Here is a 25,407-nt window from a genome sequence, read left to right on the forward strand (position 1 = left end):
CGCCTCCAGACCGGAAGGACGGAAGACCGGACTGGAGGCCCGTGGTGCGTCCGTCAGACGGCGCGCGCCCGCACGGCGGCGCGGCGCACGTGCACCGACTGGCCGACCACGAGCACCACCGGGATCGCGATCAGCGCGACGAGGCTCGTCACGTACAGCACGCCCGACCAGATCGTGTGGGCACCACCGCCGACCCCGTAGGCGTCCGCGACGTCCATGCCGAGGGCGATCGCCGCCACGAACGACATCGGCGTCCCCATCACCACGACGGCGAGCAGCACCGCCGCGATGACGTGCGCCGCTGCCCGGGTGATGAGCAGCAGCACCGACAGCCCCGCGGCGAACAGCACGCCGACGACGGCGATCCCGACGACGGTCGCGACGTCCGCCCCGACCGGGAAGCCCTGCTGCGTGAGCTCGGCGTGGATCTCGGCCAGGGTCGCACCGGGGACCGCGGCGAGCGGGTCCAGCACCAGTGTGTCCACCGCCAGCAGCGCTGCGTACAGCGCGACGACCAGCACCCCGACGACGGCGACGACGATCCGTGTTCTCCCCATCCACAGAACAGTAGTGCGCGGAATGCGCGGGACCACCGGGTGGTTAGCATGGGGGTACTCGAAGAGGGAGCCATCATGGTCGACGTCCATCGCGTCAAACTCCCCGGAGTCGGCGTGCTGCACAGCTTCTACACCGACGACGGTGGCAAGTGCGGTGTCATCACGCACCGGTCGGGGCACTCCGACCTCATCTCGTTCGCCGACGTCTCCGACGGCGCGGACAAGTCCGAGAAGGTCTCGCTGCGTCTCAGCGAGGACGAAGCGCACACGCTCGCCGAGCTGCTCGGCGGCACCCGGATCACCGAGGGCCTCGACAAGCTCGACGAGATCCCCGGGCTCTCCATCGACTGGTTCTCCGTCGACTACGACGACGCCATCGCGGGCAAGCCGCTCGGCGACCTGCACGACTCGGGCTTCATCGGCCTGACCGTCGTCGCCGTGGTGCGTGGTGACAGCGCCAACCCGGCACCCTCGTCGGACTTCGTCGTCTTCCCCGGAGACACGATCGTCGTCGCCGGTTCCCCCGAGAAGGTCGCCAAGGCGTTCTCCTTCTACCGCAGCGGAGAGCTTGCGGCCGCCTCGGCCGAGGCCCCGCGGAAGAGCTAGCGCATGCACCTGGGTGGTGAGCTGCTCACCATCGGTGTGCTCTTCGTCATCGCCTACGTCCTGGGCCGGCTCGGCAAGACCATCGGTCTGCCGGCCATCCCGATCTACATGGTGGTCGGACTCGTCGCGAGTCCGAACACGCCGTGGTTCGGGCTGAGCGTCGAGTCCCACACGATCGAGCTCATCGCGACGTTCGGGCTCATCCTGCTGCTGTTCAACCTCGGGCTCGAGTTCGACCAAGAGGAGTTCTACGGCAACGCCGGCAAGCTCCTGGTGTCGGGCGGCACCTACGTCGTCATCAACATGGGCGTCGGGTTCGCCTTCGGGTTCTCGCTCGGCTGGGGCACCCGTGAAGCCCTGATCATCGCGGGCATGACGGCGACGTCCTCGAGCGCCATCGTGACGAAGCTCCTCATCGAGCTCCGGCGCCTGGCGAACGACGAGACGCCGATGATCCTCGGCGTCACCGTGATCGAGGACGTCTTCATCGCCGTCTACCTGGCGATCGTCTCCGTGGTGCTGTCCGGCGACACCAACGTCTGGGCCGTCGTCGGCAAGCTGGCACTCGCGTTCGGGTTCCTCATCGTGATGTTCACGCTCGCGCGCTTCGCGGGCAAGTGGGTCTCGAAGATCTTCGCCACTCGTGACGACGAGCTGTTCACGGTGCTGTTCTTCGGACTCGCGGTCATGTTCGGCGGCATCGGCGACCTGCTCGGCGTGACCGACGCCATCGGTGCCTTCGTCATCGGCCTGCTCTGCGGAGCGACCCGGTACCGCGACCGCATCGAACAGCTCGCCCTGCCGATGCGCGACGTCTTCGCCGCGTTCTTCTTCGTCAACTTCGGGCTCGGCCTCGACCTGTCGACCTTCGGCGAGGTGCTCTGGCCCGTCCTCGGCGCCATCGGCATGACGGTCGTGCTCAACGCGGTCGCCGGCCAGATCGTCGCGCGGATGAACGGCTTCAACGTCCAGCAGGGCATCAACACCGCCGTCATCCTGGTGAACCGTGGCGAGTTCGCGCTGATCCTCGCGACGCTGTCGGCTGCCGCCGGGCTGGAGGCGCGGATCACCGCCTTCGCGGGCCTCTACGTCCTCTGCATGGCCGTCCTCGGGCCGCTGCTCGCGGTGAACTCCGACCGGATCGGCCGCCTCGTGGTGCGCCCGGGTCGGCTCATCCGCCTGCGCGGACGCCTGGGCGGCCGACGTGCCGTCGCCGCGGCAGCCGCCGCCGAGAGCGCCGAAGCGGCCGAGGCCGAGGCGGACGCCAGCGCCGCGGCACGGAAGGCCGAGCGGGACCGCCAGTTCGCCGAGGAGTTCGCGCTCGTCGAGGCTGCTGGCAGGGACGAGCGAGACAATGAGGGGTCCGAGCCGACGTCCGCCCCCGTGACGTCGCCGGTCGAGATCCCCGCCGAGCGCCCCGAGCGCCCGGTCCGACAGCGCGATCCGGAGTACTGATACAGATGTGGGCCGTTGCCCGACGACCGAGGTGGATCGCGCTGCTGTTGCTGGCGCTCGTGCTGGCGGCGGTGTTCGCCGGGCTGGGCAAGTGGCAGCTGGAACGGTCGATCGCCAACGGCAAACCCCTGCCGGCGACCACCGAGACCCGCCGCACGCTCGAGGCGGTCACCACTCCCGAGCGCCCCGTCAGCGAGAGCCTCGCCGGGCAGAGGGTCACCGTCACCGGGACCTTCGTCGCCGACGACACCACCGTCCTGACCGGCCGCACCGGGGGTGGGAAGTACCAGACCGTCGGGCACCTGGTGGACTCGGACGGTGGGGCGAGCCTCCCGGTCGTCATCGGGTGGTCCGACCAGCGGTCGGCCGCCGTCGCCGGGGGCGAGCGCCTGGCGGACGGGCAGACGCTCACGATCCAGGGTCGCTACTACCCGGCCGAGTCGCCCGACCAGGACGCCTACAAGAAGGGCGAGTACTCCGCCGTCGCGCCCGCCCGGTTCGTGAACACCTGGCAAGCCTTCGACGACCGCATGTACCTCGGGTACGTCGTCGCCGACGGCACCACCGCGAAGGCCGCCAACCTCGGCACCATCGCCGACCGTGCACCGTCGCGCGAGGTCCAGTTCGACTGGCTCAACCTGTTCTACGCGATCGAGTGGGTCGTGTTCGCCGGCTTCGCCGTGTTCCTCTGGTACCGGTTCGTGAAGGACGCCTGGGAGCGCGAGCAGGAAGAGGAGCGCGAGGCAGCGCTCGCCACCGAAGCCGACGCGCTCCGACGGTAGGATTGCCGGCATGGCCCTGACCGTCCGAACCCGTGACATCCCCAAGATCCCGGGGGCGGTGAAGTGGTACCGCGTCTCGGCGTACATCACCGGTGTGCTGCTGCTCGCCCTGGTGGTCGAGGTCATCATCAAGTACACGCCGCTGCAGCTCGAGATGCAGCTCGGCAACGGTCCGTTCTTCGTGCCCAACGGCACGGCGGGCGAGACCCCGGGCACGTTCAACCTGTCGATCGCGATCCTCATCGCCCACGGCTGGCTGTACGTGCTCTACCTGTTCACGGACTTCCGTCTGTGGAGCATCATGCGCTGGAGGCCGTCGCGCTTCCTGCTCATCGCCCTCGGGGGCATCATCCCGTTCATGTCCTTCGTGGTCGAACACCGCATGCAGCAGCAGGCCATGGACACCTACCACGAGCTGATCGCTGCCCAGCAGCGTGAGAAGGAGGCCGCTCGGTGAGCGAGACCGAACAGCGTCCCGTCCTCGTCGTCGACTTCGGGGCCCAGTACGCGCAGCTCATCGCGCGTCGGGTCCGTGAAGCGAACGTCTACAGCGAGATCGTGCCGCACTCCATCACCGCGGACGAGATCCGCGCCAAGGACCCGGCGGCCATCGTGCTGTCCGGTGGTCCGTCGTCCGTGTACGAAGAAGGCGCGCCGTCCCTCGACGGTGACATCCTCGACCTCGGCGTCCCCGTGCTCGGCATCTGCTACGGCTTCCAGGCCATGGCGACCGCCCTCGGTGGCGAGGTCGCGAACACCGGTCTGCGCGAGTACGGCGCCACCGACGTGACGCTCGCCCCCGGCACCAGCACCCTGCTCGGCGACCAGCCGGCGGACCAGGTGACGTGGATGTCGCACGGCGACTCCGTGGCCAAGGCCCCGGCAGGCTTCGAGGTGCTCGCCTCGAGCGCATCGACGCCCGTCGCGGCGTTCGCGTCCGACGAGCGCAAGCTCTACGGCGTGCAGTGGCACCCCGAGGTCAAGCACTCCGTGTACGGCCAGGCCGTGCTCGAGAACTTCCTGCACCGTGCCGCGGGCCTGCCCGGCGACTGGAACTCCAGCAACGTCATCGAGGAGCAGGTCGCCCGCATCCGCGAGCAAGTCGGCTCCGCACGGGTCATCGCCGGGCTCTCCGGTGGTGTCGACTCCGCCGTCGCCGCAGCCCTGGTGCACAAGGCCGTCGGCGACCAGCTCACCTGCGTCTTCGTCGACCACGGGCTCCTGCGTGCCGACGAGCGCAAGCAGGTGGAAGAGGACTACGTCGCCTCCACCGGTGTCCGGCTCATCACGATCGACGCCGAGCAGCAGTTCCTCGACGCCCTCGCCGGCGTGAGTGACCCCGAGCAGAAGCGCAAGATCATCGGGCGCGAGTTCATCCGCACGTTCGAGGGCGCGGCCGAGGCACTCGTGCTCGAGGCTCGCGGTGACGACGAGGCCGGCGAGGTCAAGTTCCTCGTGCAGGGCACGCTCTACCCCGACGTCGTCGAGTCCGGCGGCGGAGCGGGCACCGCGAACATCAAGTCGCACCACAACGTCGGCGGCCTGCCCGAGGACATGACGTTCGAGCTCGTCGAGCCGCTGCGCACCCTGTTCAAGGACGAGGTCCGTGCGGTCGGCCGGGAGCTCGGGCTGCCCGAGGTCATCGTCGGTCGCCAGCCGTTCCCCGGTCCGGGCCTGGGCATCCGCATCGTCGGCGAGGTCACGAAGGAGCGCCTCGAACTGCTCCGCGCGGCCGACAAGATCGCACGCGAAGAGCTCACCGCGGCCGGCCTCGACCAGGAGATCTGGCAGTGCCCGGTCGTGCTGCTCGCCGACGTCCGCTCCGTGGGCGTGCAGGGCGACGGCCGGACCTACGGGCACCCGATCGTGCTCCGTCCGGTCTCGTCCGAGGACGCCATGACCGCCGACTGGACGCGTCTGCCGTACGACACCCTCGCGAAGATCTCGAACCGCATCACGAACGAGGTGCCCGACGTCAACCGGGTCGTGCTCGACGTCACGTCGAAGCCGCCGGGGACGATCGAGTGGGAGTAGGGCTCCCCAGAGCAACGGAAGGCCCGGCACGCGTCACGCGTGCCGGGCCTTCGTGCGTCCGGGGGCGCTGCCGGGTCGTGGGCGTGGGCGCTGCTGGGGCCGTCGAGCGGTCACAACACCCCGCGGGCCCGATGCCGAGCGGTCAGGAAGTGTCGGCTGGCCTCGGCCCAGGCGACACTTCGTGACCAGTCGGCGGGCGTTGGCGGGGTGTTGTGACCAATGGGGCCACCCCGCCGCCGCTCCCGCCAGCACCGCCGGCCCGGGAACGACGAAGGGCCCCGGCAGCGCCGGGGCCCTTCGCGTGTGCGGTGGTACTAGTTGCGCGAGCTGCTCGCGATGATGGCGAGGATGCGCAGGATCTCGAGGTACAGCCAGACGAGCGTCACGATGAGGCCGAACGCTGCGGTCCAGGCGTAGATGCGGGGCGCGCCGCGCTCGACACCGGTCTTGATCTGGTCGAAGTCGAGGATCAGCGAGTACGCGGCCATCAGCACGACGAACACGCCGATGAGCACGCCGAGCGGGATGCCGAAGAGCGTCACGCCCATCAGGCCGAACGCGCTCTGCGTCACGCCGGTCCACATCAGGACCAGGTTCACGAGGGAGAACGCCATGTACCCGACCATCGCGATCAGGAAGAAGCGCGTGGCCTTCGGGGTCGCGCGGACCTTGCCCGAGCGGAACAGGAGCAGGGTGACGAAGAACACACCCAGCGTGCCGAACACGGCCTGGGGCACGATGCCCTCGAACGCGGTGTTGTAGAACCCGGAGATACCGCCGACGAACAGCCCCTCGAAGAACGCGTACGTCAGGATCAGACCCGGCGACGGCTTCTTCTTGAAGGTGTTGACGAGCGCCAGGACGAACCCGACGAGTGCGCCGACGATCCAGACGACCGGGGGCAGGTTCCAACCGGCCACCGCGCCGACGACGAGCACGCCGAACGCGAGCAGCGTCTTGACGATGGTGTCTTCGTACGACATGCGGTCGGTGTCCACCGGGGACGCAGTCGGGCGGTCGTACATGTACTGCAGCTGCTCGGGGGTCATGCCGCCCTGGGCCTGCTGCGGGGTCTGTCCCCAGCCGGCCTGCTGCTGACCAGCACCGCGCCCGCCCCAGGTGTTTGCCCCCTGTGCGTTGAAGGCGGGGGACTGGTCGAAACCGGGCTTGAAGGCCATGGTGTCCTCTTCCTAGGAGATTCGAGTCCTCTCAGCCTAGGGGCGCTCGGTCGCGGAAGGCTGAGGATTCGCGGCGAGCGGACGCGGCCCAGCGGGCCCCGACGAGGGAAGCCTAGGGTCGCCCGCTGCACGCGCGCCCCGAGGACGTCGAGAGTCCGCCGTCGAGCCCGTCGAGCCCGTCGAGCCCGTCGAGCCCGTCGAGCCCGTCGAGCCGGCCCGTCCGGACGGCAGCGCCGGGTAGAGCCAGGTGACGAGCGCGACCGAGATCGTCATGAGCAGGAACCACGCCACGATCTTCGTCGGCGCCACCGGCTGCCACACCGCGAGCTGTGCCGGGTAGCTCCACGCCCCGGCCCAGGTCGCGACGTTCTCGGCTGCCCAGATGAACACCGCGACGAGGCCCATCGCGACGAGCACGGGCATCCGCAGTGTCGCCCGGTGGATCCGGACGTGCATGGTCGTGCCGGCGAAGAGCAGCAGCACGAGCGCGAGCAGCAGGTACCGGGCGTCGGCGACGAAGTGGTGGCCGAAGAAGTTCAGGTAGATCCCGCACGCCACGACTGCCAGCAGCCACTGCCGCGGGTACCGGTCGAACCGCAGGTCGAACAGCCGGTACACCCTGACCATGTACGACCCGACGGCGCCGTACATGAAGCCCGAGAACAGCGGCACCCCGGCGACGACGAACAGCCCACCGGGCTCGTAGGTCCACGAGCCCATGTGGGTCTTGAACACCTCCATCGCGGTGCCGACGACGTGGAACAGCAGCACGACGCGGAGTTCGCGGACGGTCTCGAGCCCGAACACGAGCATGCCGACCTGCAGCAGCACGGCCGCGATCGTCAGCACGTCGTTCCGCATCGCCGCCGGCACGGTCAGGTGCACCACGGCCATGGTCGTGAGCAGCAGCGCCCCGAACGCGCACGCCCAGGCCTGCTTCGCGCCGAACACCAGGAACTCGGTGACGAACACACGGACGGGCCGGTGCGGTTGGTGCCCGGCGTCGAGCAGACGGCGTGCGGCCCGGTCGATCCGGGCCTCGACGGCGGTGGAGAGCGAACGGACGGTCATGCGGTGATGCTCCGCGTCGTCGCTGGGAACAGCGGCGCTCGGAGCGACGGGTGTGTCCCCAGACACAGGCGCCCGCTGGTCACCCGCGGCAAGTAGGGTCGCGCCATGACCCTCGTGATCGCCCACCGCGGTGCGTCCGGCTACCGTCCCGAGCACTCGCGGAGCGCGTACGACCTCGCGATCGAACTCGGCGCCGACGCGATCGAACCGGACCTGGTGCCCACGAAGGACGGCGTGCTGGTGCTCCGGCACGAGAACGAGGTCTCGGGCACCACGGACGTCGCCGACCACCCCGAGTTCCGGCACCTGCGCACGACGAAGACCGTCGACGGCCAGACCCTGACCGGCTGGTTCACCGAGGACTTCACGTGGGCCGAGCTGCAGACGCTCCGCACCCGCGAGCGCCTGCCGGTGCTCCGCCCGGGATCCGCCGAGCACGACGGTGTGCAGCCGATCCTGCGGCTCGTCGACCTGCTCGCCGTCCTCGATGCCGCACCCCGCCCGGTCGGGCTCGTCGCCGAGGTCAAGCACGCCGCGTACTTCGACCGCGCCGGGTTCCCGATGGGTGAACTCGTCGACGCCGCGCTCGGCGAGGCCGGGTGGCGGCGGGACGAGCGGCTCACGGTGGAGAGCTTCGAGAAGGGCGTGCTGCGCGACCTGCGCGAGCGGGGGACCGGTGGTCGACTCGTGTACCTCCAGGAGGCCCGTGGCAGTGCCGCGGACGACCTCGCGTCCCACGGATCGCTCGCCCCCACCTACGCCGCCGAGCGCTCCGAGGACGCGCTCGCGTCGTTCGCGACCGAGTTCCACGGCATCAGCGTCGACCTCGGCACCCTGATGGCCGGCGTCGACAGCGTCGCGCTCGACGACCCGACGCCGGTGCGCAGCGCGATCGTCGACCGCGCCCACGCCGCGGGGCTCGCGGTGTACACGTGGACCCTCCGGCCGGAGAACCGGTTCCTGCCGTCGCCGTTGCGTCGTGGTGGCGACGTCGCGGCGTTCGGCGACTGGGAGCGGTGGTTCACGTCCGTGATCCGCACCGGACTCGACGGGGTGTTCGCCGACCACCCTGACCTGGCGGTGCTCGCCCGGTCCGCTGTCGGGGGTCCCGCCTAGACTGTCCCGGACATGACGATCGTGCTCGACCCCTTCGAATCGACGCCCGAACCGGGCGCCGGTGCCCGCGCGTACGAAGACCCGTTCACCGCGGGTCTGAACCCTCAGCAGAAGGAAGCCGTCGAGTACCGCGGCGAGTCCCTGCTGATCGTGGCCGGTGCCGGTTCCGGCAAGACGAGCGTGCTGACCCGCCGCATCGCGCTGCTGCTCGCCAACCGCGAAGCCTGGCCGTCGCAGATCCTGGCGATCACGTTCACGAACAAGGCCGCGGCCGAGATGCGCGAGCGCGTCCGGGCCCTGGTCGGTGGCGAGGCCGAGGGGATGTGGATCTCCACGTTCCACTCAGCGTGCGTGCGCATCCTGCGGCGCGAAGCCGAGCGGTTCGGGTTCCCGCAGTCGTTCACGATCTACGACTCCGCCGACTCCAAGGCGCTGCTGAAGCGGATCATCAAGGAGCTCGAGGCCGACTCCCTCGGGCTGACCGTCGGCGCCGCGGCGTCGAAGATCTCGAAGCTCAAGAACGAGCTGCAGGACATCGACACCTACGCGCGCAACATCAACGTGAACGACCCGCAAGAGGTCATGTTCACCGAGGTGTTCCGGCGCTACACGAACGAACTCCGCCGGGCGAACGCGTTCGACTTCGACGACCTCATCGGCCAGACGGTGTTCCTGTTCCGGGCCTTCCCGGACGTCGCTGCCCTGTACCAGCGCCGCTTCCGGTACATCCTGGTCGACGAGTACCAGGACACGAACCACGCCCAGTACGCCCTGATCCGTGAGCTCACCCGCCCGGTGCCGGTCGAACAGGTCGACAAGCTCGAGGACTCCGGCCAGCACGTCGCCCGGATGCGGGAGACCGACGGGTCGATCGCCCCCGCGTCCCTGACGGTGGTCGGCGACTCCGACCAGTCGATCTACGCGTTCCGCGGGGCGGACATCCGCAACATCGTCGAGTTCGAGCGGGACTTCCCGAACTCCAAGACGATCCTGCTCGAGCAGAACTACCGCTCGACGCAGAACATCCTCGACGCGGCGAACGCCGTCATCGCGAACAACTTCGACCGCCAGGCGAAGAGCCTGTTCACCGACGTCGGTGCCGGCGAGAAGATCGTCGGCTTCACCGGGTACACCGGCCACGACGAGGCGCAGTTCGTCGCCGACGAGATCCAGCGCCTGCGTGAAGACGGCATGGACTACCGCGACATGGCGGTGTTCTACCGGACCAACTCGCAGACCCGTGCGCTCGAGGAGATCTTCATCCGTGCGGCGATCCCGTACCGGGTGCTCGGCGGCACGAAGTTCTACGAGCGCGCCGAGATCAAGGACGCCATGGCGTACCTGATCACCGTCGCCAACCCGGCCGACCCGATGGCCCTGCGCCGCATCCTCAACGTGCCCAAGCGCGGCATCGGCTCGGTCACCGAGACCACGCTGCAGCGCTACGCCGACGAGCACGAGACCACGATGCGCGACGCCCTGCGGCACGCGGGCGAGCTCGGGTTCGGGCCGAAGGTGCGGAACGCCATCACCGAGTTCGCGGCGCTGCTCGACTCCGTGTCCGAGAAGGCCCCGACGCAGCCGGTGGTCGACACCCTGACGCAGCTGCTCGACGGCTCCGGGCTGCTCGACAACCTGCGGAAGTCGCCCGACGCGCAGGACGCAGCCCGTGCCGACAACATCGACGAGCTCGTGGCCGTGACGCGTGAGTTCCAGAAGAACAACCCCGAGGGCACGCTGTCGGACTTCCTGACCGAGGTCTCGCTGGTCGCCGCGGCGGACGAGCTCGACGACTCTTCGGGAACGGTGTCGCTGATGACGCTGCACACCGCGAAGGGCTTGGAGTACGACGCGGTGTTCCTGACCGGCGTCGAGGAAGACCTGCTCCCGCACCGGATGTCCGCCAACGAACCCGGCGGGCCGTCGGAAGAGCGCCGGCTGTTCTACGTGGGCATCACCCGCGCCAAGAAGGTCCTGTTCCTGTCCCTCGCGATGACCCGCGCCCAGTTCGGCGACGTGAACGTGGCGATGCCCTCGCGCTTCCTGCAGGAGATCCCCGAGGGGCTCATCGAGTGGAAGCAGTCCCCGGGCATGGCGAACAGCCGTGGTGGCACGCAGCCCCGCGCCCTGAACGCCAAGCGCGACGGCGGCTTCGGCGGCGGTGGCGGTGGCTACCGCGGTGGTGGCGGCTGGGGCGGCGGCTCGTACGACCGCGCAGCGGCGGCCTCGAAGACCCGCCCGAAGACCGAGTGGGCGAACCGGGTGTCCGGGCAGGTGCGCGACAACGGCGACATGGAACTCGTCGCCGGCGACCGCATCAAGCACGTCGACTTCGGTGAGGGCACGGTGTCCGCGGTGACGGGTCAGGGTGCCAAGCGCATCGCCGAGATCGCGTTCGACTCAGCGGGCCGCAAGAAGCTCCTCATCAAGATCGCCCCGATCGAGAAGCTGTAGGAGCCCTCACCGGTCCACACCGAACCGGAAGCGCGGCCGGTCCGGAGTTCACGGAACGGACCCGGGCGTTCCCCGTGATCGGCAGCACCCCGGCCGTCGCGGATGCTGACAGTGGCACCCGCTGAGGCCCGCACACCCCGGCCATCCTCACGACGCACGCCCTGGTCCCGCCGGGCGGGGACGCCTGGCCCGTCCGGCAGACGAGCGTCTGACACGCACGGCCGGACAGCCGCCCCTCGTTCGGGTCGCACGATCACGGTTTGTGAGGTTAGCCTTACCTAACGTGACACCTTCCATCGAACTCCTGACCACCGCCACCGCCGAGCGCTACCGCTCCGCCGTGACGTCCACGGTGGACCGTCTGGCCGACCGCTTCGCCGCCGCCGACCGTCCGACGACCGACACCGCTCCCGAGGTCCTCCGGGCACTGGTGCAGGACGTCGACCTCGACGCCGAACCCCTCGGGACGGACCGTGCACTCGCCGAACTCGACGAGCTGTTCGTCCGCGAGGCCGTCTGGTTCCACGACCCGGCGTACCTCGCGCACCTGAACTGCCCGGTCGCGCTGCCCGCGGTCGCCGCCGAGTCGGTCCTGGCCGCCGTGAACCCGTCGGTCGACACCTGGGACCAGTCCCGTATCGGCACCGAGATCGAGCGGCACGTCGTCGCCTGGCTCGCCGGTCGGATCGGGTTCGCCGCGGGGGACGGCGTCTTCACCTCGGGCGGCTCGCAGTCGAACCTGCAGGCCCTGCTGCTGGCGCGCGAGGCCCTCGGCACCAGCGGCACCGTGTTCACGACCGCGGAGACCCACTTCAGCATCGCGAAGTCGGCGCGGCTGCTCGGGCTCGAGGCCGTGGTCGCCGTCGCCACCGACCACGCCGGCCGGATGGTGCCGGCCGCCCTCGCCGAGGCGATCGCCGCCGCCCGCGCAGCCGGGCAGACGCCGATGGCCGTCGTCGCCACCGCCGGCACCACCGACCGCGGGGTGATCGACCCGCTCGAGCCGATCGCGGACGTCTGTGACCTCGAGGGAGTCTGGCTGCACGTCGACGCCGCGTACGGCTGCGGGCTGCTCGTGTCCCCGACCCGCCGGCACCTGCTCGACGGCGTCGAACGGGCCCGAAGCGTGACCGCCGACCTGCACAAGTCGTTCTTCCAGCCGGTGTCGTCGAGCGCCCTGCTCGTGCAGCGCCCGGAGGACCTGCGCCGCACCGCCTGGTACGCCGACTACCTGAACCCCGAGGACGCCGCCGAGCCGAACCAGGTCGACAAGTCCCTGCAGACGACCCGCCGGTTCGACGCCCTGAAGCTCTGGGCCACCCTGCGGGCGACCGGTGCCGACGCGATCGGGTCCGCGTTCGACGCCGTCATCGACCTCGCCGGGGCCACCCACCGGATCGTCGAGGAGCACCCCGACCTGGTGCTCGTCGCGCCGACACAGCTCAGCACGGTGCTGTTCCGCTGGCAGCCCGCCGGCATGACGGACGAGGCCGCCGACGCGCTGGTCGCCCCGATCCGCTCGGCCCTGCTCGCCGAGGGCCGGGTGCTCATCGCGAAGACGGTCATCGACGGCCGGCCGTGCAACAAGCTCACGCTGCTCAACCCGGAGACGACGCCGGAGCAGATGCGCGCGTCGCTGGAGCACGTCGTCGCGACGGCCGCCCGGGTGCGCGCAGCCACCACCGAGACCGAGGGAGCGAACCGATGACCACCGACCGCACCGCCGCCGACCCCACCACTGCCGACCGCGCCGCTGCCGACCCCGCCGTGCACGACGTCGTCGGCATCGGCATCGGCCCGTTCAACCTCGGCCTCGCCTGTCTGACCGACCCGATCGCCGACCTCGACGCGGTGTTCCTCGACGCCGCCGACGGCTTCGCCTGGCACCACGGCATGATGCTGGACGACGCCACGATCCAGGTGCCGTTCCTCGCCGACCTGGTGACGATGGCCGACCCGACCTCGCCGTTCTCGTTCCTCGCCTGGCTCAAGGACACCGGGCGCCTGTACCCGTTCTACATCCGCGAGGACTTCCACCCCCTGCGCAGCGAGTACGACGCCTACTGCCGCTGGGCCGCCGACCGGCTCGACACCCTGCGGTGGGGCCGCCGGGTGACCGCCGTCGAGCACGACCCGGTCACCGACACGTTCACGGTGCACGCCGAGACCGATCAGGGTCCCGAGACGTACCGCGCACACCACGTCGTCGTGGGCATCGGCACCGAGCCGTCCGTCCCCGCCCCGCTGCGCGGGATCGGCGGACCGGCCGTCCACTCCGCCGAGTTCCTGCCGAACCGCGACGCACTGCGCGACGCCGGGTCGATCGCCGTCGTCGGCAGCGGGCAGTCCGCCGCCGAGGTCTACCGCGAACTGCTCGAGGACATCCGGCAGGACGGCTACCGCCTCGACTGGATCACGCGTTCGCCCCGGTTCTTCCCGATGGAGGACACCAAGCTCACCCTCGAGATGACGAGCCCGGAGTACACGGACCACTTCCACGGGCTGCCCGAAGCCGTCCGCGACCGCCTCGGGCGCGAGCAGCGTGGCCTGTACAAGGGCATCAGCGCGGACCTGGTCGACGACCTGTACGACCAGCTCTACCGGATCAGTGCGCTCGGGCCGGTCCCGACGACGCTCCGGACCGAGACGAGCGTCGTCGACGCCGCCTGGCTCGCCGACCGCGGCGCGTACCGGCTGACGCTCCGGCACGAGCAGCTCGACCAGACGTACGAGCACGAGGTCGAGCAGCTGGTGTTGGCCACCGGGTACACCCCGCGGGTCCCGCGGTTCCTCGACCCGGTCGAGCACCTCGTCGCCCGCGACTCCCGCGGTCGCCTGGCCGTCGCCCGCGACCACCACGTCGACACCCTGGGCGGACGCATCTGGGTGCAGAACGCCGAGGAGCACACGCACGGCCTGACCGCGCCCGACCTCGGCATGGGTGCGTGGCGGAACGCGTCGATCATCCGGTCCGTCACGGGTCGCCCCGTGTACGGCCTGGAGGCCCGGATCGCCTTCCAGGAGTTCGGCCTGCCCGCCTCGGAGCCGTCCACCGCCCGCCCCGGCGCCGCGGAGCGCGCGCCGGCCCGGCCCGCGTCCGAGCGTGCGGAGGTGTCCGCATGAGCGCCGTCGTCGACAGCACCGGTGTGACGGGCAGCGATGGCACGGGCACTGCGACGGTCGACGCGCACGGGGCGACCGCGTCCGGGGGAGCCGAGCCGGGCCTCCTGACCGTCGAACCCGTGGACCCGGAACGGGACGCCGCCGTCGTGCAGTCGTGGCTCACCCACCCGGCGTCGTCGTGGTGGGAGATGGGCGACCTCGACGTGGACGGCGTGCGCGCCTACCTGGCCGGCGTGCAGGCGGACCCCGCGCAGGCAGTGTGGCTCGGCCGCCGGAACGGCGATCCGTGCTTCCTGGCGGAGACCTACGACCCCTCCGCCGTCCTGCTCACCGACGTGTGGGCGGCCGAACCCGGCGACGTCGGCATGCACCTGCTCGTCGCGCCGGTGCCCGTCGAGGGTCGTGTCCACGGCCTGACCAGCGCGGTGATGCGTGCCGTCGTCGAGCACTGCCGGGACGCCCTCGGCGCGCGCCGGGTCGTCGTCGAACCGGACGTGCGGAACACCGCCGTCCAGGCGAAGAACGCCGAGGTCGGGTTCCGCGCGCTGCGCCAGGTGGACGTCGACGGCAAACGGGCCCTGCTGTCGGTGCTCGACACCGACCGGATCGGCGAGACCGACGACGACGGGCCGGCCGCACACCTGCGACCCGAGCACCTGGAACCCGCCGAACGGCACCTCGTCGCGAAGGCGATCGCGGAGTTCAGCCACGAACGGCTGACCGCACCCGTGCCCGACGGGGACGGGTGGCGGCTCGACGCGGGGGAGTCGACCTACCGGTTCCGCGCACGGCAGCACGTGCTCGAGCACTGGTCGGTGGACGAGGCCTCGCTGACGCGGACCCGTGCGGGGGTGCCGGCGCCGCTCAGCGCGCAGGAGCTCGTGCTCGAACTGCGCGCGGTGCTCGGGCTCCCCGACGAACTGCTCGGCACGTACCTGGAGGAGATCGCGTCGACGCTGGCGAGTGCCGCGGCGAAGCACCGGCGGGGCGGTCCGTCGGCTGCGCAGTCGGCGCGGGCGCGGTCCGGGGGATCCGTCGACGCCGCTGTTGCCTCCTTCCAGGACGTCGAGTCGGCGATGACCGAGGGACACCCGGCGTTCGTCGCCGCCAACGGCCGGATCGGGTTCGGGCTCGACGAGTACCGGGCGTTCGCGCCGGAGTCCGGCGGCCGGTTCCGGTACCGGTGGCTCGCCGCTCGACGCGAGCACACGCACCTGGCGCTCGCCGCGGACCGGACCGAGCAGGCGCACTGGGAGTCAGAGCTGTCGCCGGCTGTCGTGGCCGGGTTCCGTGCCACGCTGGAGCGTCGCGGGCTCGACCCCGACGACTACGTGTGGCTTCCCGTGCACCCGTGGCAGTGGCAGCACCGGATCGCCGTGACCTTCGCACCCGACCTGGGCCGACAGGACCTGGTCGACCTGGGCGAGGGACCCGACGAGTACCAGCCGCAGCAGTCCATCCGCACCGCGTTCAACCGCACCGAGCCGGCACGGTCGTACGTGAAGACGGCGCTCGCCGTGCAGAACATGGGGTTCCTGCGGGGGATGTCCCCCGCGTACATGCGGAACACCCCGGCCGTGAACGACTGGGTCGAGTCGATCGTCTCCGCCGACCCCACGCTCGCCGCTGCCGGGTTCTCGGTGCTCCGGGAGCACGCCGCCATCGGCTACACGGGAGACGCCTACCACCGGGTCGACGTGTCCTCGCCGCAGCGCAAGATGCTCGCGGCGCTGTGGCGGGAGAGCCCGCTGCCGCGGGTGACGGACGGCGAGCGACTGCTGACGATGGCGGCGCTGCTGCACCGGGACGCCTCGGGGAACGCCGTGGTCTCGGCGCTGATCGAGGCCTCCGGTCTGCCCGCCGACGTCTGGGTCCGGCGCTGGCTCGACGCCTACCTGCTGCCCGTCGTGCACTGCCTGACCGTGCACGACCTGGTGTTCATGCCGCACGGCGAGAACCTGGTGCTCGTCGTGCGCGACGGCGTCGTGGTCCGCGCCGTGATGAAGGACATCGGGGAAGAGGCCGCGGTGCTCGGGCGGCACGACGACCGCCCGGTACCCGCCGACATCGACCGGATCGTGCACCCGGTGCCCGACGACGAGGCCGCGCTCGCGGTGTTCACCGACGTGTTCGACGGTGTGCTGCGGTTCGTCGCCGCGATCCTCGACGACGACGAGGTGCTGCCGGAGTCCCGCTTCTGGCAGGTCGTGGGGGAGTGCATCGACGCCCACGCCGACGCGCACCCGGACCGCCGTCGTCCCCTGGACCTGCGCGTGCCGACGTTCGAGCACTCGTGCCTGAACCGGTTGCAGCTGCGGAACACCCTGTCGATGGTGGACCTGGCGGACCAGTCGGCGTCGCTCATCCGGGCGGGGGTGATGGCGAACCCGATCGGGCGGTAGGGGGCGGGGGCTCGGCGTCGCGCCGACTACGGCTGCAGGCGGGTGGCCGACCAGGCACCCTCGGCGAGTGCGTACTGCAGTCGTCGGTGCATCCGGTCACGGCTGCCGTGCCAGAACTCCACGATGTCGGGCTCGAGACGCCAGGCAACCCACCGTGCCGGCCGGGGGACGTCGTCGCCGGAGTCGTCGAGCAGGTCGTTCGCGTCGTCGATCAGGTCCTGCAGTGTCCGCGGCTCGAGCACGGCCGACTGGTCCGCGATGGCCGTCGCCGCGCGTGACTTCGGGGAGCGGTCCGCGAACAGGGCGTCGGACTCGGCGTCCGACAGCCGGACCACGTGGCCCTCGAACCGGAGCTGCTGCATCGTCTCGCGCCAGTACGCCTGCAGGGCCGCGTGCGGGTTCTCGGCGAGCTGCCGGCCCTTCGGGCTGTCCTCCGACGTCCCGAAGACCAGTCCGTCCGCCTCGATGCGCTTCACGTCGACCGTGCGAGCGGACACGCGGCCGTCGGCCCCGGCCGTGGCGAGGGTCATCGACAACGGCTCGGAGACGTCTCGGTCCTTCGCCGCGGACAGCCACTCGCGAGCGAGGTCGAGCGGAGACGCCGGCGGGCTGTCGAACTCGGGCAGGTGCAGGGAGTCGTCACCGGAGAGCGGGGCAGAGGACATGCACCCACCCAACCGTGCGCCGGCGGTCGGCGCTCAGGGAGTCCGGCGGTGACGCACCGAACGGGTCACGTGACGTGTCGCCCCGCGGTCCGCCGCATCGCCCGCAGCAGCAGCGGACCCGGCAGTCGCAGCAGCGCCCTCGGCACCAGCGCCCGCACCCCGGCCACCACCCGGACGGTGCGCCGGAAGCGCCGTTCCTCCCGCGGCCCCCACGCGAAGCCGTACGCCGTGCGCACCCGTTCCGGCAGCATCCCCACGGTCACGACGCGGACGAGGGGCATCGCCGCCCGCACCCACAGCGGCGCGAACCGCGGGTGCAGCAGGTCACGGACGACCCCGCGGGCGTCGTCGGTGACCTCGAGCCCCTCCAGCGTCCGCTGCCAGTACCGGTCGAACACCGCCACCGAGGTCGGCCAACGCTCCGGCGGCACCCGCAGCGCGGTCGCGATCGGGGCGTAGGCGGCGAGGACCTGCTCGGCGCGGGCCGCGGAGACGCGTGTGCCGAACAGCTCGTGCGCCCGCCGGGAGGAGTCGAACAGGGTCGCGGCCACCCAGAGCTGCCGGTCGACGTCGTCGGCGCCGACGACGGGCCGGTGCGCACGGTTGACGAAGCCGGCAGCGGTCGCCGAGTCGGTCTCCGTGCCGATGACGACGGCGTAGACGAACATCAGGGTGTGGGCGAGCCGCTGCTGGGTTCGCCGGGCGAAGTCCGAGTGCCGTCGGACACCGGCCGCGACGACCGGGTCGGCGATCTGCAGCAGGATGGCGCGGCCGCCCGCGGCCACGGGTGTGCTGTCGGCGAGGAACCGACGCAGGTGACGGTCGTGGACGCGCCCAGCAGGCGGACGGGAGGCACGGCGCGGGTCGTGCGTCGCGCCTCCAGGCCGTGGGGTGCTCACGCTGCACCCGGTCGGCGTCGCGCCCGCAGGACGGGCCGCAGGTCCACGGCGATCGCAGCGAGGAGCGCGACTGCGCCGACGACCAGGACGACGAGTGCGGACGAGGCGTCGACCGGTGCACCGGTCAGGGCGAGGAGCGTCGCGACGAGCCAGATCGCGGGGAGTGGCCAGAGGCGGGTCGGTGATCCGGTGACGACCGCACCGACGACGCCGACGACGAGGAGCGGGACCCAGCGGCCACCGGGCTCCGAGCGGGCGGCGAGGTGTGCCGCGGCGGCGATCAGGAGCATCACCGCCACCGCCAGCAGCCGCGCTGCCGAGGGCATGCTGCGGACGCTGGCACGGACTCGTCGGGACACGGCCCGATGCTACCGAGCCGCGTCCCGGGGGGCCTGATCAGCTCAGAGCGGCTTCGTGCCGAGGTCGTTGCCGAGGTCGGCGCGGTCCTCGTCCTGCTCGTTCTCGTGCTCCCACAGGTCGGGCGAGCCCTCGCGCGGGGAGCCACCGGTCGGACCGTCGTCGGAGCCGTCACCGGGTTGCGGCTCCACGGTCTCGCCGGCGACCGCGTCGTTCGTGACCGTCTGCAGGGACTCCTCGGCCTCGTCCGCCTCGTACGGGCCGACGTGCTCACGGTCGATGTCGTCGTCGCGACGCTGCTGGGACTCGAAGTCGTCGACGGGGCTGATGCCGGGGTCGCTCATGGTGGTTCCTTTCCGTTGCGGGCCTCCTGCCTACCCGTCGGCGCTTGGCGGCCGTCCGGTTTCGTGTCGTGTTCACCCGGGCGTCACCTGCCGGTCACACCGCCACGGCAGCATCGCCGATGCTCGGGGGAGTGGAGCGCGGTCGCCGACGGGTGGTCGAGCGGCCGCGCCTTCCCCGCCCGGGTCGTCGGGGTCGGTGCGCTGGCCGCCTGCGCTTTCGTCCCTGGTCCGTTCAGACGCGTTCGAGCAGGTCGCGTTGCTCGACGTCGGCGAGTGCGAGGGTGCGGTAGCCGGCGGACTCGAAGAACACCGTGATGCGGTCCTCTTCCGTGCTCATCACCACGCCCGTGCCCCACTCCGCGTGCTCGACGCGCGCATCCGGCGGCCACGCTTCGTCGTTCGCACCGTCGGCGACGTGTGCAGAGGCGTCGCGGGCCGTGCCGGACGAGCAGGTGTCGCAGTTCCCGCACGGCTCCGGCACCTCGTCGCCGAAGTAGCCGAGCAGGAACTGCCGGCGGCACCCGGTCGTCTCGGCGAGCTGGCGCATCATCGCGATGCGGGACTCCTCGACCCGTTCCCGTTCGGCGGCACGGTCGGCTGTGGCACGGGCAGCACGGTCGGCGTCCTGCGGGCCGTCCGGCACCCGGGAGACACCGTCGACGTCGTCGCGCAGGGCACCGGCGTCGAGCAGGGCGTTGAGTGCTCGACCGGCGGTGCGGGACGACAGACCAGAGGCCTCCACCAGTGCGGAGCGGGCGATCGAGCCGGTCGCCGGGACGGCATCGAACACGGCCCGGACCGAGGCCGGCCGCGGCGAGCCGGACGCGAAGAACGTGCGCAGGCCGAAGTCCTCGGCGCGGTAGTGCAGGGTGGCGCCCGCCGGTTCGGCATCCCGCCCGGCCCGTCCGATCTCCTGGTAGTAGGCGTCGATCGACTCGGGGACGTCGGCGTGCACGACGTACCGGACGTCGGGCTTGTCGATGCCCATGCCGAAGGCACTCGTCGCGACCACCACGTCGACGCCGCCGTCCAGGAACCCGGTGTGCACGGCCTCGCGCTCCGCCACCCGCATGCCGGCGTGGTACGGCTGCGCACGGCGACCGCGGGCGGCGAGGGCGTCGGCGTACTCCGTGGTCGCGGCGCGGGTGGCGACGTAGACGACTGTGGGCCCGTCGAGCTCGGCGACCTGGTCGACCACGGCCTGGCGCTTCTCGGCGTCCTCGGCGTGCCGGACCACCTCGAGCCGGATGCCGGGACGGTCGAACCCGGAGGCGAGCACGAACGGATCGCGCATGCCGAGCCGCTCGACGATGTCGTCCCGCACCGGAGCGGAGCCCGTCGCGGTCAGGGCGAGCAGCGGCGGGCGGCCCAGGCGCTCCGCGACCTGGCCGAGCGCCAGGTAGTCCGGTCGGAAGTCGTGGCCCCAGGACGAGATGCAGTGCGCCTCGTCGACGGCGACCAGCGCGACCCCGGCATCGCGGAGGCGCTCGAGCACGTCGTCCTTCACCAGCTGCTCGGGGGCGAGGAACACGTACCCGACCTCGCCCGCGGCGACGGCGTCCCACGCATCGGCGACGTCCCGTGCCTTCTTCGTGGCGTTCAGGGCGACGGCGCGAGGGGCGTCGGGATGGTGCTCGAGCCCGACCACCTGGTCCTCCTGCAGCGCCACGAGCGGGGAGACGACCACGACGAGGCCGTCCAGCCCGAGACCGGCGACCTGGTAGATCGCGGACTTCCCCGATCCGGTGGGCATGACCGCCAGGGCGTCGCGGCGGTCGAGCACCGCGTCGATGACGGACTCCTGGTCGGGGCGGAGCGTCCAGCCGAAGACCTCGGTGGCACGGGTACGGAGTTCGGGTTGCACCGATCCACAGTGCCGAGCGGGACCTCGGGCCGGTCCCAGCGCTGCGCGCAGCGGCTCGTGCGGGTCGAGGCCGACCCGGGCCTGGTTCCCGTGCACCGGCCGTCCACCGAGCAGCGCTAGGCTGCGTGGCGGCCGTTGTCTCGACATCGAGCGACCCTCGATGTGGAGAGCGCGACCGGGAAACCGATGCCGATCGCACGAACCGTGCGGGAAGAAGAACAGCGTGGATCTTTTCGAGTATCAGGCCAGGGACCTCTTCGAGTCCTACGGCGTCCCCGTGTTGCAGGGGATCATCGCCGACACCCCCGAGCAGGCGAAGGCGGCGGCCGAGAAGATCGGTGGCGTCGTGGTCGTCAAGGCGCAGGTGAAGGTCGGCGGTCGCGGCAAGGCCGGCGGCGTGAAGGTCGCGAAGACCCCGGACGAGGCGTTCGAGCACGCGCAGGCGATCCTCGGCCTCGACATCAAGGGCCACACCGTCCAGCGCGTCATGGTCGCCCAGGGTGCCGACATCGCCGAGGAGTTCTACTTCTCCGTGCTGCTCGACCGGGCCAACCGCTCCTACCTCTCGCTGACCAGCGTCGAGGGCGGCATGGAGATCGAGCAGCTCGCCGTCGAGAAGCCCGAGGCGCTCGCCCGGGTCGAGGTCGACCCGCTGACGGGCATCGACAAGGCCGCCGCGCTCGAGATCGCCGCGCGGGCGAACTTCCCGGAGTCGCTCCGCGATCAGGTCGCCGACGTCTTCGTGAAGCTCTACGACGTCTACAAGGGCGAGGACGCGACCCTCGTCGAGGTGAACCCCCTCGTCCGCACCGGCGACGGCCAGATCCTGGCACTCGACGGCAAGGTGTCGCTCGACGAGAACGCCGACTTCCGGCACGAGGGCCACAAGCAGCTCGAGGACACCGCAAGCGAGGACCCGCTCGAGGCCAAGGCGAAGGCCCACGGGCTGAACTACGTCAAGCTCGACGGCCAGGTCGGCGTCATCGGCAACGGCGCGGGGCTCGTCATGTCGACCCTCGACGTCGTCGCCTACGCCGGTGAGCGCCACGGCGGCGTGAAGCCCGCCAACTTCCTCGACATCGGCGGCGGCGCCTCGGCCGAGGTCATGGCCAACGGCCTCGACGTCATCCTCGGCGACCCGCAGGTGAAGAGCGTGTTCGTGAACGTCTTCGGCGGCATCACCGCCTGCGACGCCGTCGCGAACGGCATCGTCGCCGCGCTCGGCATCCTCGGCGACGCGGCCACCAAGCCGCTCGTCGTGCGACTCGACGGCAACAACGTGGAAGAGGGTCGCCGGATCCTGGCGGAGGCAGCGCACCCGCTCGTCACCGTCGCCGCGACCATGGACGATGCGGCCGAGAAGGCCGCCGAACTCGCCGCCGCAGCGGCCTGAAGGGACTGACCATGTCGATCTTCCTCAACAAGGACTCCAAGGTCATCGTCCAGGGCATCACCGGTGGCGAGGGCACGAAGCACACCGCCCTGATGCTCAAGGCCGGCACGAACGTCGTCGGCGGTGTGAACGCCCGCAAGGCCGGCACCACCGTCACCCACGGCGACGTGTCGCTGCCGGTCTTCGGCTCGGTGCGCGAGGCCATCGACACCACCGGTGCCGACGTCTCGATCGTCTTCGTCCCGCCGGCGTTCGCGAAGGACGCGGTGACGGAGGCCATCGACGCCGAGATCCCGCTCGTCGTCGTCATCACCGAGGGCATCCCCGTGCAGGACTCGGCCGAGTTCTGGGCGCACGCCAAGGCGAAGGGCGGCACGACCCGGATCATCGGGCCGAACTGCCCCGGCATCATCACCCCGGGGGAGTCCCTCGTCGGCATCACCCCGGCGACGATCACCGGCAAGGGCCCGATCGGGCTCGTCTCGAAGTCCGGCACCCTGACCTACCAGATGATGTACGAGCTCCGTGACCTGGGCTTCTCGACCGCCATCGGCATCGGCGGCGACCCGGTCATCGGCACCACGCACATCGACGCGCTCGCCGCGTTCGAGGCCGACCCCAGCACCTCGGCCATCGTGATGATCGGCGAGATCGGTGGCGACGCGGAAGAGCGCGCCGCCGAGTTCATCAAGGCGCACGTCACCAAGCCGGTCGTCGGCTACGTCGCGGGCTTCACCGCTCCCGAGGGCAAGACGATGGGCCACGCCGGCGCGATCGTGTCCGGTTCGGCCGGCACCGCCGAGGCGAAGAAGCAGGCGCTCGAGGCCGCCGGCGTCAAGGTCGGCAAGACGCCGTCCGAGACCGCCGCGCTGCTGCGCGAGGTCGTCGCCGCTCGCTAGCGACCAGCGCCCGGCAGACGGTCGGGAGGAAGCCGGGAGGCTCGGTGCGGGTTCCGCGCCGAGCCTCCCGTCGTTCCGGCTGCGGCTCACGTATCCTCGCTGCGATGAACCGCCTGGGAACCGCTCTGCTCGCCGCGATCGAGGCGATCGTGACGGTCGGCGTCGGCATCGGGATCGCCCTCGTGCCCCTGACGCTGCTCTGGGGGTTCGAGTACGGCCTGCAGGTCGACTGGGACGTGTTCTGGAAGGCCACCGGCAGCGTGTGGCTCGTCGGGCACGGCGTCGACGTCTCGTTCCTGCTCGGGTCCGCACTCGCCGAGAGCACCGGGGTCAGCGGCGCCGCCGACCCCATCCACGTGACCCTCGCGGCCCTCGGGTTCGCGGTCGTGACGGCCTGGCTCGGCGCCCGCGCCGGACGTCGGTTCGCCGAGACCGAGCACCGCACCACCGGGCTGCTGGTCGGGACCGCCGTCGTCGCGCTCCTCGGTCTGGCCGTCGCGCTGTCGTCGACCTCCGCCGCCACCCGCCCCACGCTCTGGCAGGCCGTGGTGCTGCCGGCGCTCTGGTTCGGGATCCCCGCACTCGCCGCCTCCGAGGTCTGCCGTCGTCGCCGTGACCTGCCCGCCGACGCCGGCACCCAGCGCGTCATCGACCTGGTGGACCGCATCCCCGCCGTCTGGCGGTCCGTCGCCGGGTTCGGCCTGCGCGCCGGGACCGCCGCGACCGCCGTGGTCGTCGGGGTGGCCGCGGTGCTGGTCGGTCTGCTGCTCTTCACCTCGTTCGCCGAGGTCATCACCCTGTACGAGCAGTCGCACGCCGGGGTCATCGGCGGCGTCGCGCTCACCGTCGGGCAGCTCGCGTTCCTGCCGGACTTCGTCGGGTGGGCGACCTCGTGGCTGATCGGCCCCGGGTTCGCCATCGGCACCGGGTCGAGCGTGTCCCCGATCGCCACGACCCTGGGCCCCATCCCCGGTCTGCCGGTCTTCGGCGCGTTGCCGACCTCCGGTCACACCTTCGGGCTCGTCTGGATCCTCGTGCCGGTCATCGCCGGGTTCGCGATCGGCGGCTCGATGCGGCCGCGGTTGGTGCGGGCCCTGGGCGCCGCCGACTCCGCGCTGCACCGTGCACTCGGTGGTGTCGTCGCAGGACTCGTGGCCGGTGTGCTCACGGGGCTGATCGCCTGGGTGTCGTCCGGTTCGTTCGGCCCCGGGCGCCTGGCCGACGTCGGCCCGGACGCCCTGGCGGTCGGTGGGTTCGCCGCACTCGAGGTCGGCCTGCCGGCGATCATCGCCCTTGCCGCGGGCAGTGACCTGGTCCGGCTGCCGGAGGGCGGATGGACGCGGGAGCGCTGGACCGAGGCCGACGATTCCGACGAAGACCACGACACGGCGCGCGGCGGAGTCGACGTCGGCGAGGGTTCCCTGCTCGCCGCGCTCGACCAGGCCGGCGCCGGGCGCACCACCGACGTGCACCGTTTCGTGGTCGAGGAGTCCCACGACGGGTCGACCGGTGCACGGCCCCGCGCGACGACCGAGCACGCGACCGGGCCGGTCAGCAGCGAGCCCGTCCGCAGCGCGCCGATCGGCAGCGAGCCGGCCGAGACGGCACCCGCACAGCCCGCCTCCGCACCCGCGCCCGACGCACCGCGCGTCGGCGACACGGACCACGACGTCGAGCTCCCCGACTGGGCGAAGACCGACGCGGTGGCCGCGGACCGCCTGACCGCCGAGCCCGAACCGGAGCGCCGCAGTGCCGGGCGAGCAGCCCTGGGTGGCCTCCGCGACCGCCTGGCCGGTGCGGCCGAAGGTGTCCGAGGACGAGCCGGTGCACTCCGCGACCGTGTGACCGGCTCCGACGCCGAGCCGGAGCGGCCCGGCTCCGAGCGATCCGGCTCCGAGCGACCCGGTCCCGAGCGGCCCGCAGCTCCCGCACCCGCGTCCACCCCGGTACCGACCGACGCCCAGCCCGCGTTTCCGTGGAGCACCGAGGAGTTCGTCGCCGGCCGGGACGACGTGGACGAGACGGCCGAGGCGGACCGCGTGGACGTCGCGCCGGACACCCGGGCGCCCGCCTCGGTGCCGGCGGAGCAGTCCCGCCCGGCGAAGTGGGACGTCACCGACCAGATCCCCGAGGACGAGCTGCCCTGGTGGCGGCAGCCGAAGGACGACCGGTAACAGCGCCCGTCGACGCCGCGGCTCCCGGTAGGGT

21 protein-coding genes are annotated in these 25,407 nt (G+C 71.4%); 13 read left to right on the top strand and 8 right to left on the bottom strand.

The window, feature by feature from the left end; all coding sequences use genetic code 11:
* Positions 1–53 precede the first annotated feature (53 nt).
* On the bottom strand, positions 54–557 hold the full coding sequence (locus tag DEJ27_RS11235; protein WP_111090917.1) for a hypothetical protein: 504 nt from the start codon (positions 555–557) through the stop codon (positions 54–56).
* Positions 558–632: 75 nt separating this feature from the next.
* On the opposite strand from DEJ27_RS11235, the gene DEJ27_RS11240 reads away from it, so the two are divergent.
* Genes DEJ27_RS11240 through guaA form a run of 5 tightly spaced genes read left to right on the top strand, consistent with a single transcriptional unit; the run spans position 633 to position 5,434 of the window.
* Positions 633–1,163, top strand: coding sequence for a cation:proton antiporter regulatory subunit (locus DEJ27_RS11240; RefSeq protein WP_017885470.1), 531 nt, complete (start codon positions 633–635; stop codon positions 1,161–1,163).
* A gap of 3 nt (positions 1,164–1,166) precedes the next feature.
* Entirely contained in the window at positions 1,167–2,618 is a 1,452-nt protein-coding gene (locus tag DEJ27_RS11245) for a cation:proton antiporter (protein WP_111090918.1), read from the top strand.
* 5 nt (positions 2,619–2,623) lie between these two features.
* Positions 2,624–3,400, top strand: coding sequence for an SURF1 family cytochrome oxidase biogenesis protein (locus tag DEJ27_RS11250; protein ID WP_111090919.1), 777 nt, complete (start codon positions 2,624–2,626; stop codon positions 3,398–3,400).
* Positions 3,401–3,410: 10 nt separating this feature from the next.
* A complete protein-coding gene (locus DEJ27_RS11255; protein WP_027466691.1) occupies positions 3,411–3,857 on the top strand; it encodes a DUF3817 domain-containing protein in 447 nt (148 codons plus the stop codon).
* Entirely contained in the window at positions 3,854–5,434 is a 1,581-nt protein-coding gene (gene guaA / locus DEJ27_RS11260) for a glutamine-hydrolyzing GMP synthase (RefSeq protein WP_111090920.1), read from the top strand. Before DEJ27_RS11255 ends, guaA begins: the two co-directional genes overlap by 4 nt.
* A 314-nt stretch (positions 5,435–5,748) precedes the next feature.
* Here the strand turns inward: guaA and DEJ27_RS11265 are convergent, their stop codons facing one another.
* Positions 5,749–6,612, bottom strand: coding sequence for a Bax inhibitor-1/YccA family protein (locus DEJ27_RS11265; protein WP_111090921.1), 864 nt, complete (start codon positions 6,610–6,612; stop codon positions 5,749–5,751).
* 36 nt (positions 6,613–6,648) lie between these two features.
* Positions 6,649–7,683, bottom strand: coding sequence for a DUF817 domain-containing protein (locus tag DEJ27_RS11270; RefSeq protein WP_111090922.1), 1,035 nt, complete (start codon positions 7,681–7,683; stop codon positions 6,649–6,651).
* Positions 7,684–7,788: 105 nt separating this feature from the next.
* Between DEJ27_RS11270 and DEJ27_RS11275 the strand changes: the two genes are divergently transcribed.
* The 5 genes from DEJ27_RS11275 to DEJ27_RS11295 all read left to right on the top strand — a co-directional run bounded on the left by DEJ27_RS11275 (position 7,789) and on the right by DEJ27_RS11295 (position 16,778).
* The gene (locus DEJ27_RS11275; RefSeq protein WP_111090923.1) at positions 7,789–8,799 is read left to right on the top strand and encodes a glycerophosphodiester phosphodiesterase family protein; all 1,011 of its coding nucleotides are present in this window, start codon (positions 7,789–7,791) and stop codon (positions 8,797–8,799) included.
* A gap of 12 nt (positions 8,800–8,811) precedes the next feature.
* The gene (locus DEJ27_RS11280) at positions 8,812–11,253 is read left to right on the top strand and encodes an ATP-dependent helicase (protein WP_111090924.1); all 2,442 of its coding nucleotides are present in this window, start codon (positions 8,812–8,814) and stop codon (positions 11,251–11,253) included.
* Positions 11,254–11,536: 283 nt separating this feature from the next.
* Complete coding sequence (locus tag DEJ27_RS11285; protein ID WP_111090925.1) at positions 11,537–12,961, top strand: pyridoxal-dependent decarboxylase; 1,425 nt, start codon at positions 11,537–11,539, stop codon at positions 12,959–12,961.
* Positions 12,958–14,376, top strand: coding sequence for a lysine N(6)-hydroxylase/L-ornithine N(5)-oxygenase family protein (locus DEJ27_RS11290; protein ID WP_111090926.1), 1,419 nt, complete (start codon positions 12,958–12,960; stop codon positions 14,374–14,376). Before DEJ27_RS11285 ends, DEJ27_RS11290 begins: the two co-directional genes overlap by 4 nt.
* On the top strand, positions 14,373–16,778 hold the full coding sequence (locus tag DEJ27_RS11295) for a GNAT family N-acetyltransferase (protein WP_258370343.1): 2,406 nt from the start codon (positions 14,373–14,375) through the stop codon (positions 16,776–16,778). Before DEJ27_RS11290 ends, DEJ27_RS11295 begins: the two co-directional genes overlap by 4 nt.
* A gap of 26 nt (positions 16,779–16,804) precedes the next feature.
* On the opposite strand, the gene DEJ27_RS11300 is transcribed toward DEJ27_RS11295, so the two are convergent.
* From DEJ27_RS11300 to DEJ27_RS11315, 5 genes are all read right to left on the bottom strand, one after another.
* Positions 16,805–17,443, bottom strand: a complete 639-nt coding sequence (locus tag DEJ27_RS11300; RefSeq protein WP_111090927.1) for a pyridoxal 5'-phosphate synthase — start codon at positions 17,441–17,443, stop codon at positions 16,805–16,807.
* Positions 17,444–17,508: 65 nt separating this feature from the next.
* The gene (locus DEJ27_RS11305) at positions 17,509–18,342 is read right to left on the bottom strand and encodes an oxygenase MpaB family protein (RefSeq protein ID WP_181430138.1); all 834 of its coding nucleotides are present in this window, start codon (positions 18,340–18,342) and stop codon (positions 17,509–17,511) included.
* Entirely contained in the window at positions 18,339–18,701 is a 363-nt protein-coding gene (locus DEJ27_RS17765; protein ID WP_181430139.1) for a hypothetical protein, read from the bottom strand. Before DEJ27_RS17765 ends, DEJ27_RS11305 begins: the two co-directional genes overlap by 4 nt.
* 42 nt (positions 18,702–18,743) lie before the next feature.
* Entirely contained in the window at positions 18,744–19,043 is a 300-nt protein-coding gene (locus DEJ27_RS11310) for a hypothetical protein (protein ID WP_110859541.1), read from the bottom strand.
* A gap of 232 nt (positions 19,044–19,275) precedes the next feature.
* On the bottom strand, positions 19,276–20,907 hold the full coding sequence (locus tag DEJ27_RS11315) for a RecQ family ATP-dependent DNA helicase (RefSeq protein ID WP_111090942.1): 1,632 nt from the start codon (positions 20,905–20,907) through the stop codon (positions 19,276–19,278).
* A 223-nt stretch (positions 20,908–21,130) separates the two neighbouring features.
* Here DEJ27_RS11315 and sucC point away from each other — a divergent pair, with 223 nt between their 5' ends.
* The 3 genes from sucC (at position 21,131) to DEJ27_RS11330 (ending at position 25,373) form a co-directional block, all read left to right on the top strand.
* On the top strand, positions 21,131–22,300 hold the full coding sequence (sucC, locus tag DEJ27_RS11320; RefSeq protein ID WP_111090929.1) for an ADP-forming succinate--CoA ligase subunit beta: 1,170 nt from the start codon (positions 21,131–21,133) through the stop codon (positions 22,298–22,300).
* An 11-nt stretch (positions 22,301–22,311) separates the two neighbouring features.
* Positions 22,312–23,199: a succinate--CoA ligase subunit alpha gene (gene sucD / locus DEJ27_RS11325; protein WP_111090930.1), complete on the top strand. Its 888-nt coding sequence runs from the start codon at positions 22,312–22,314 to the stop codon at positions 23,197–23,199.
* Between the two features lie 104 nt (positions 23,200–23,303).
* Positions 23,304–25,373, top strand: a complete 2,070-nt coding sequence (locus DEJ27_RS11330) for a DUF6350 family protein (protein ID WP_111090931.1) — start codon at positions 23,304–23,306, stop codon at positions 25,371–25,373.
* Positions 25,374–25,407 lie beyond the last annotated feature (34 nt).

Origin of the sequence: Curtobacterium sp. MCPF17_018 (assembly GCF_003234135.1) — a bacterium.
GTDB lineage: Bacteria > Actinomycetota > Actinomycetes > Actinomycetales > Microbacteriaceae > Curtobacterium > Curtobacterium flaccumfaciens.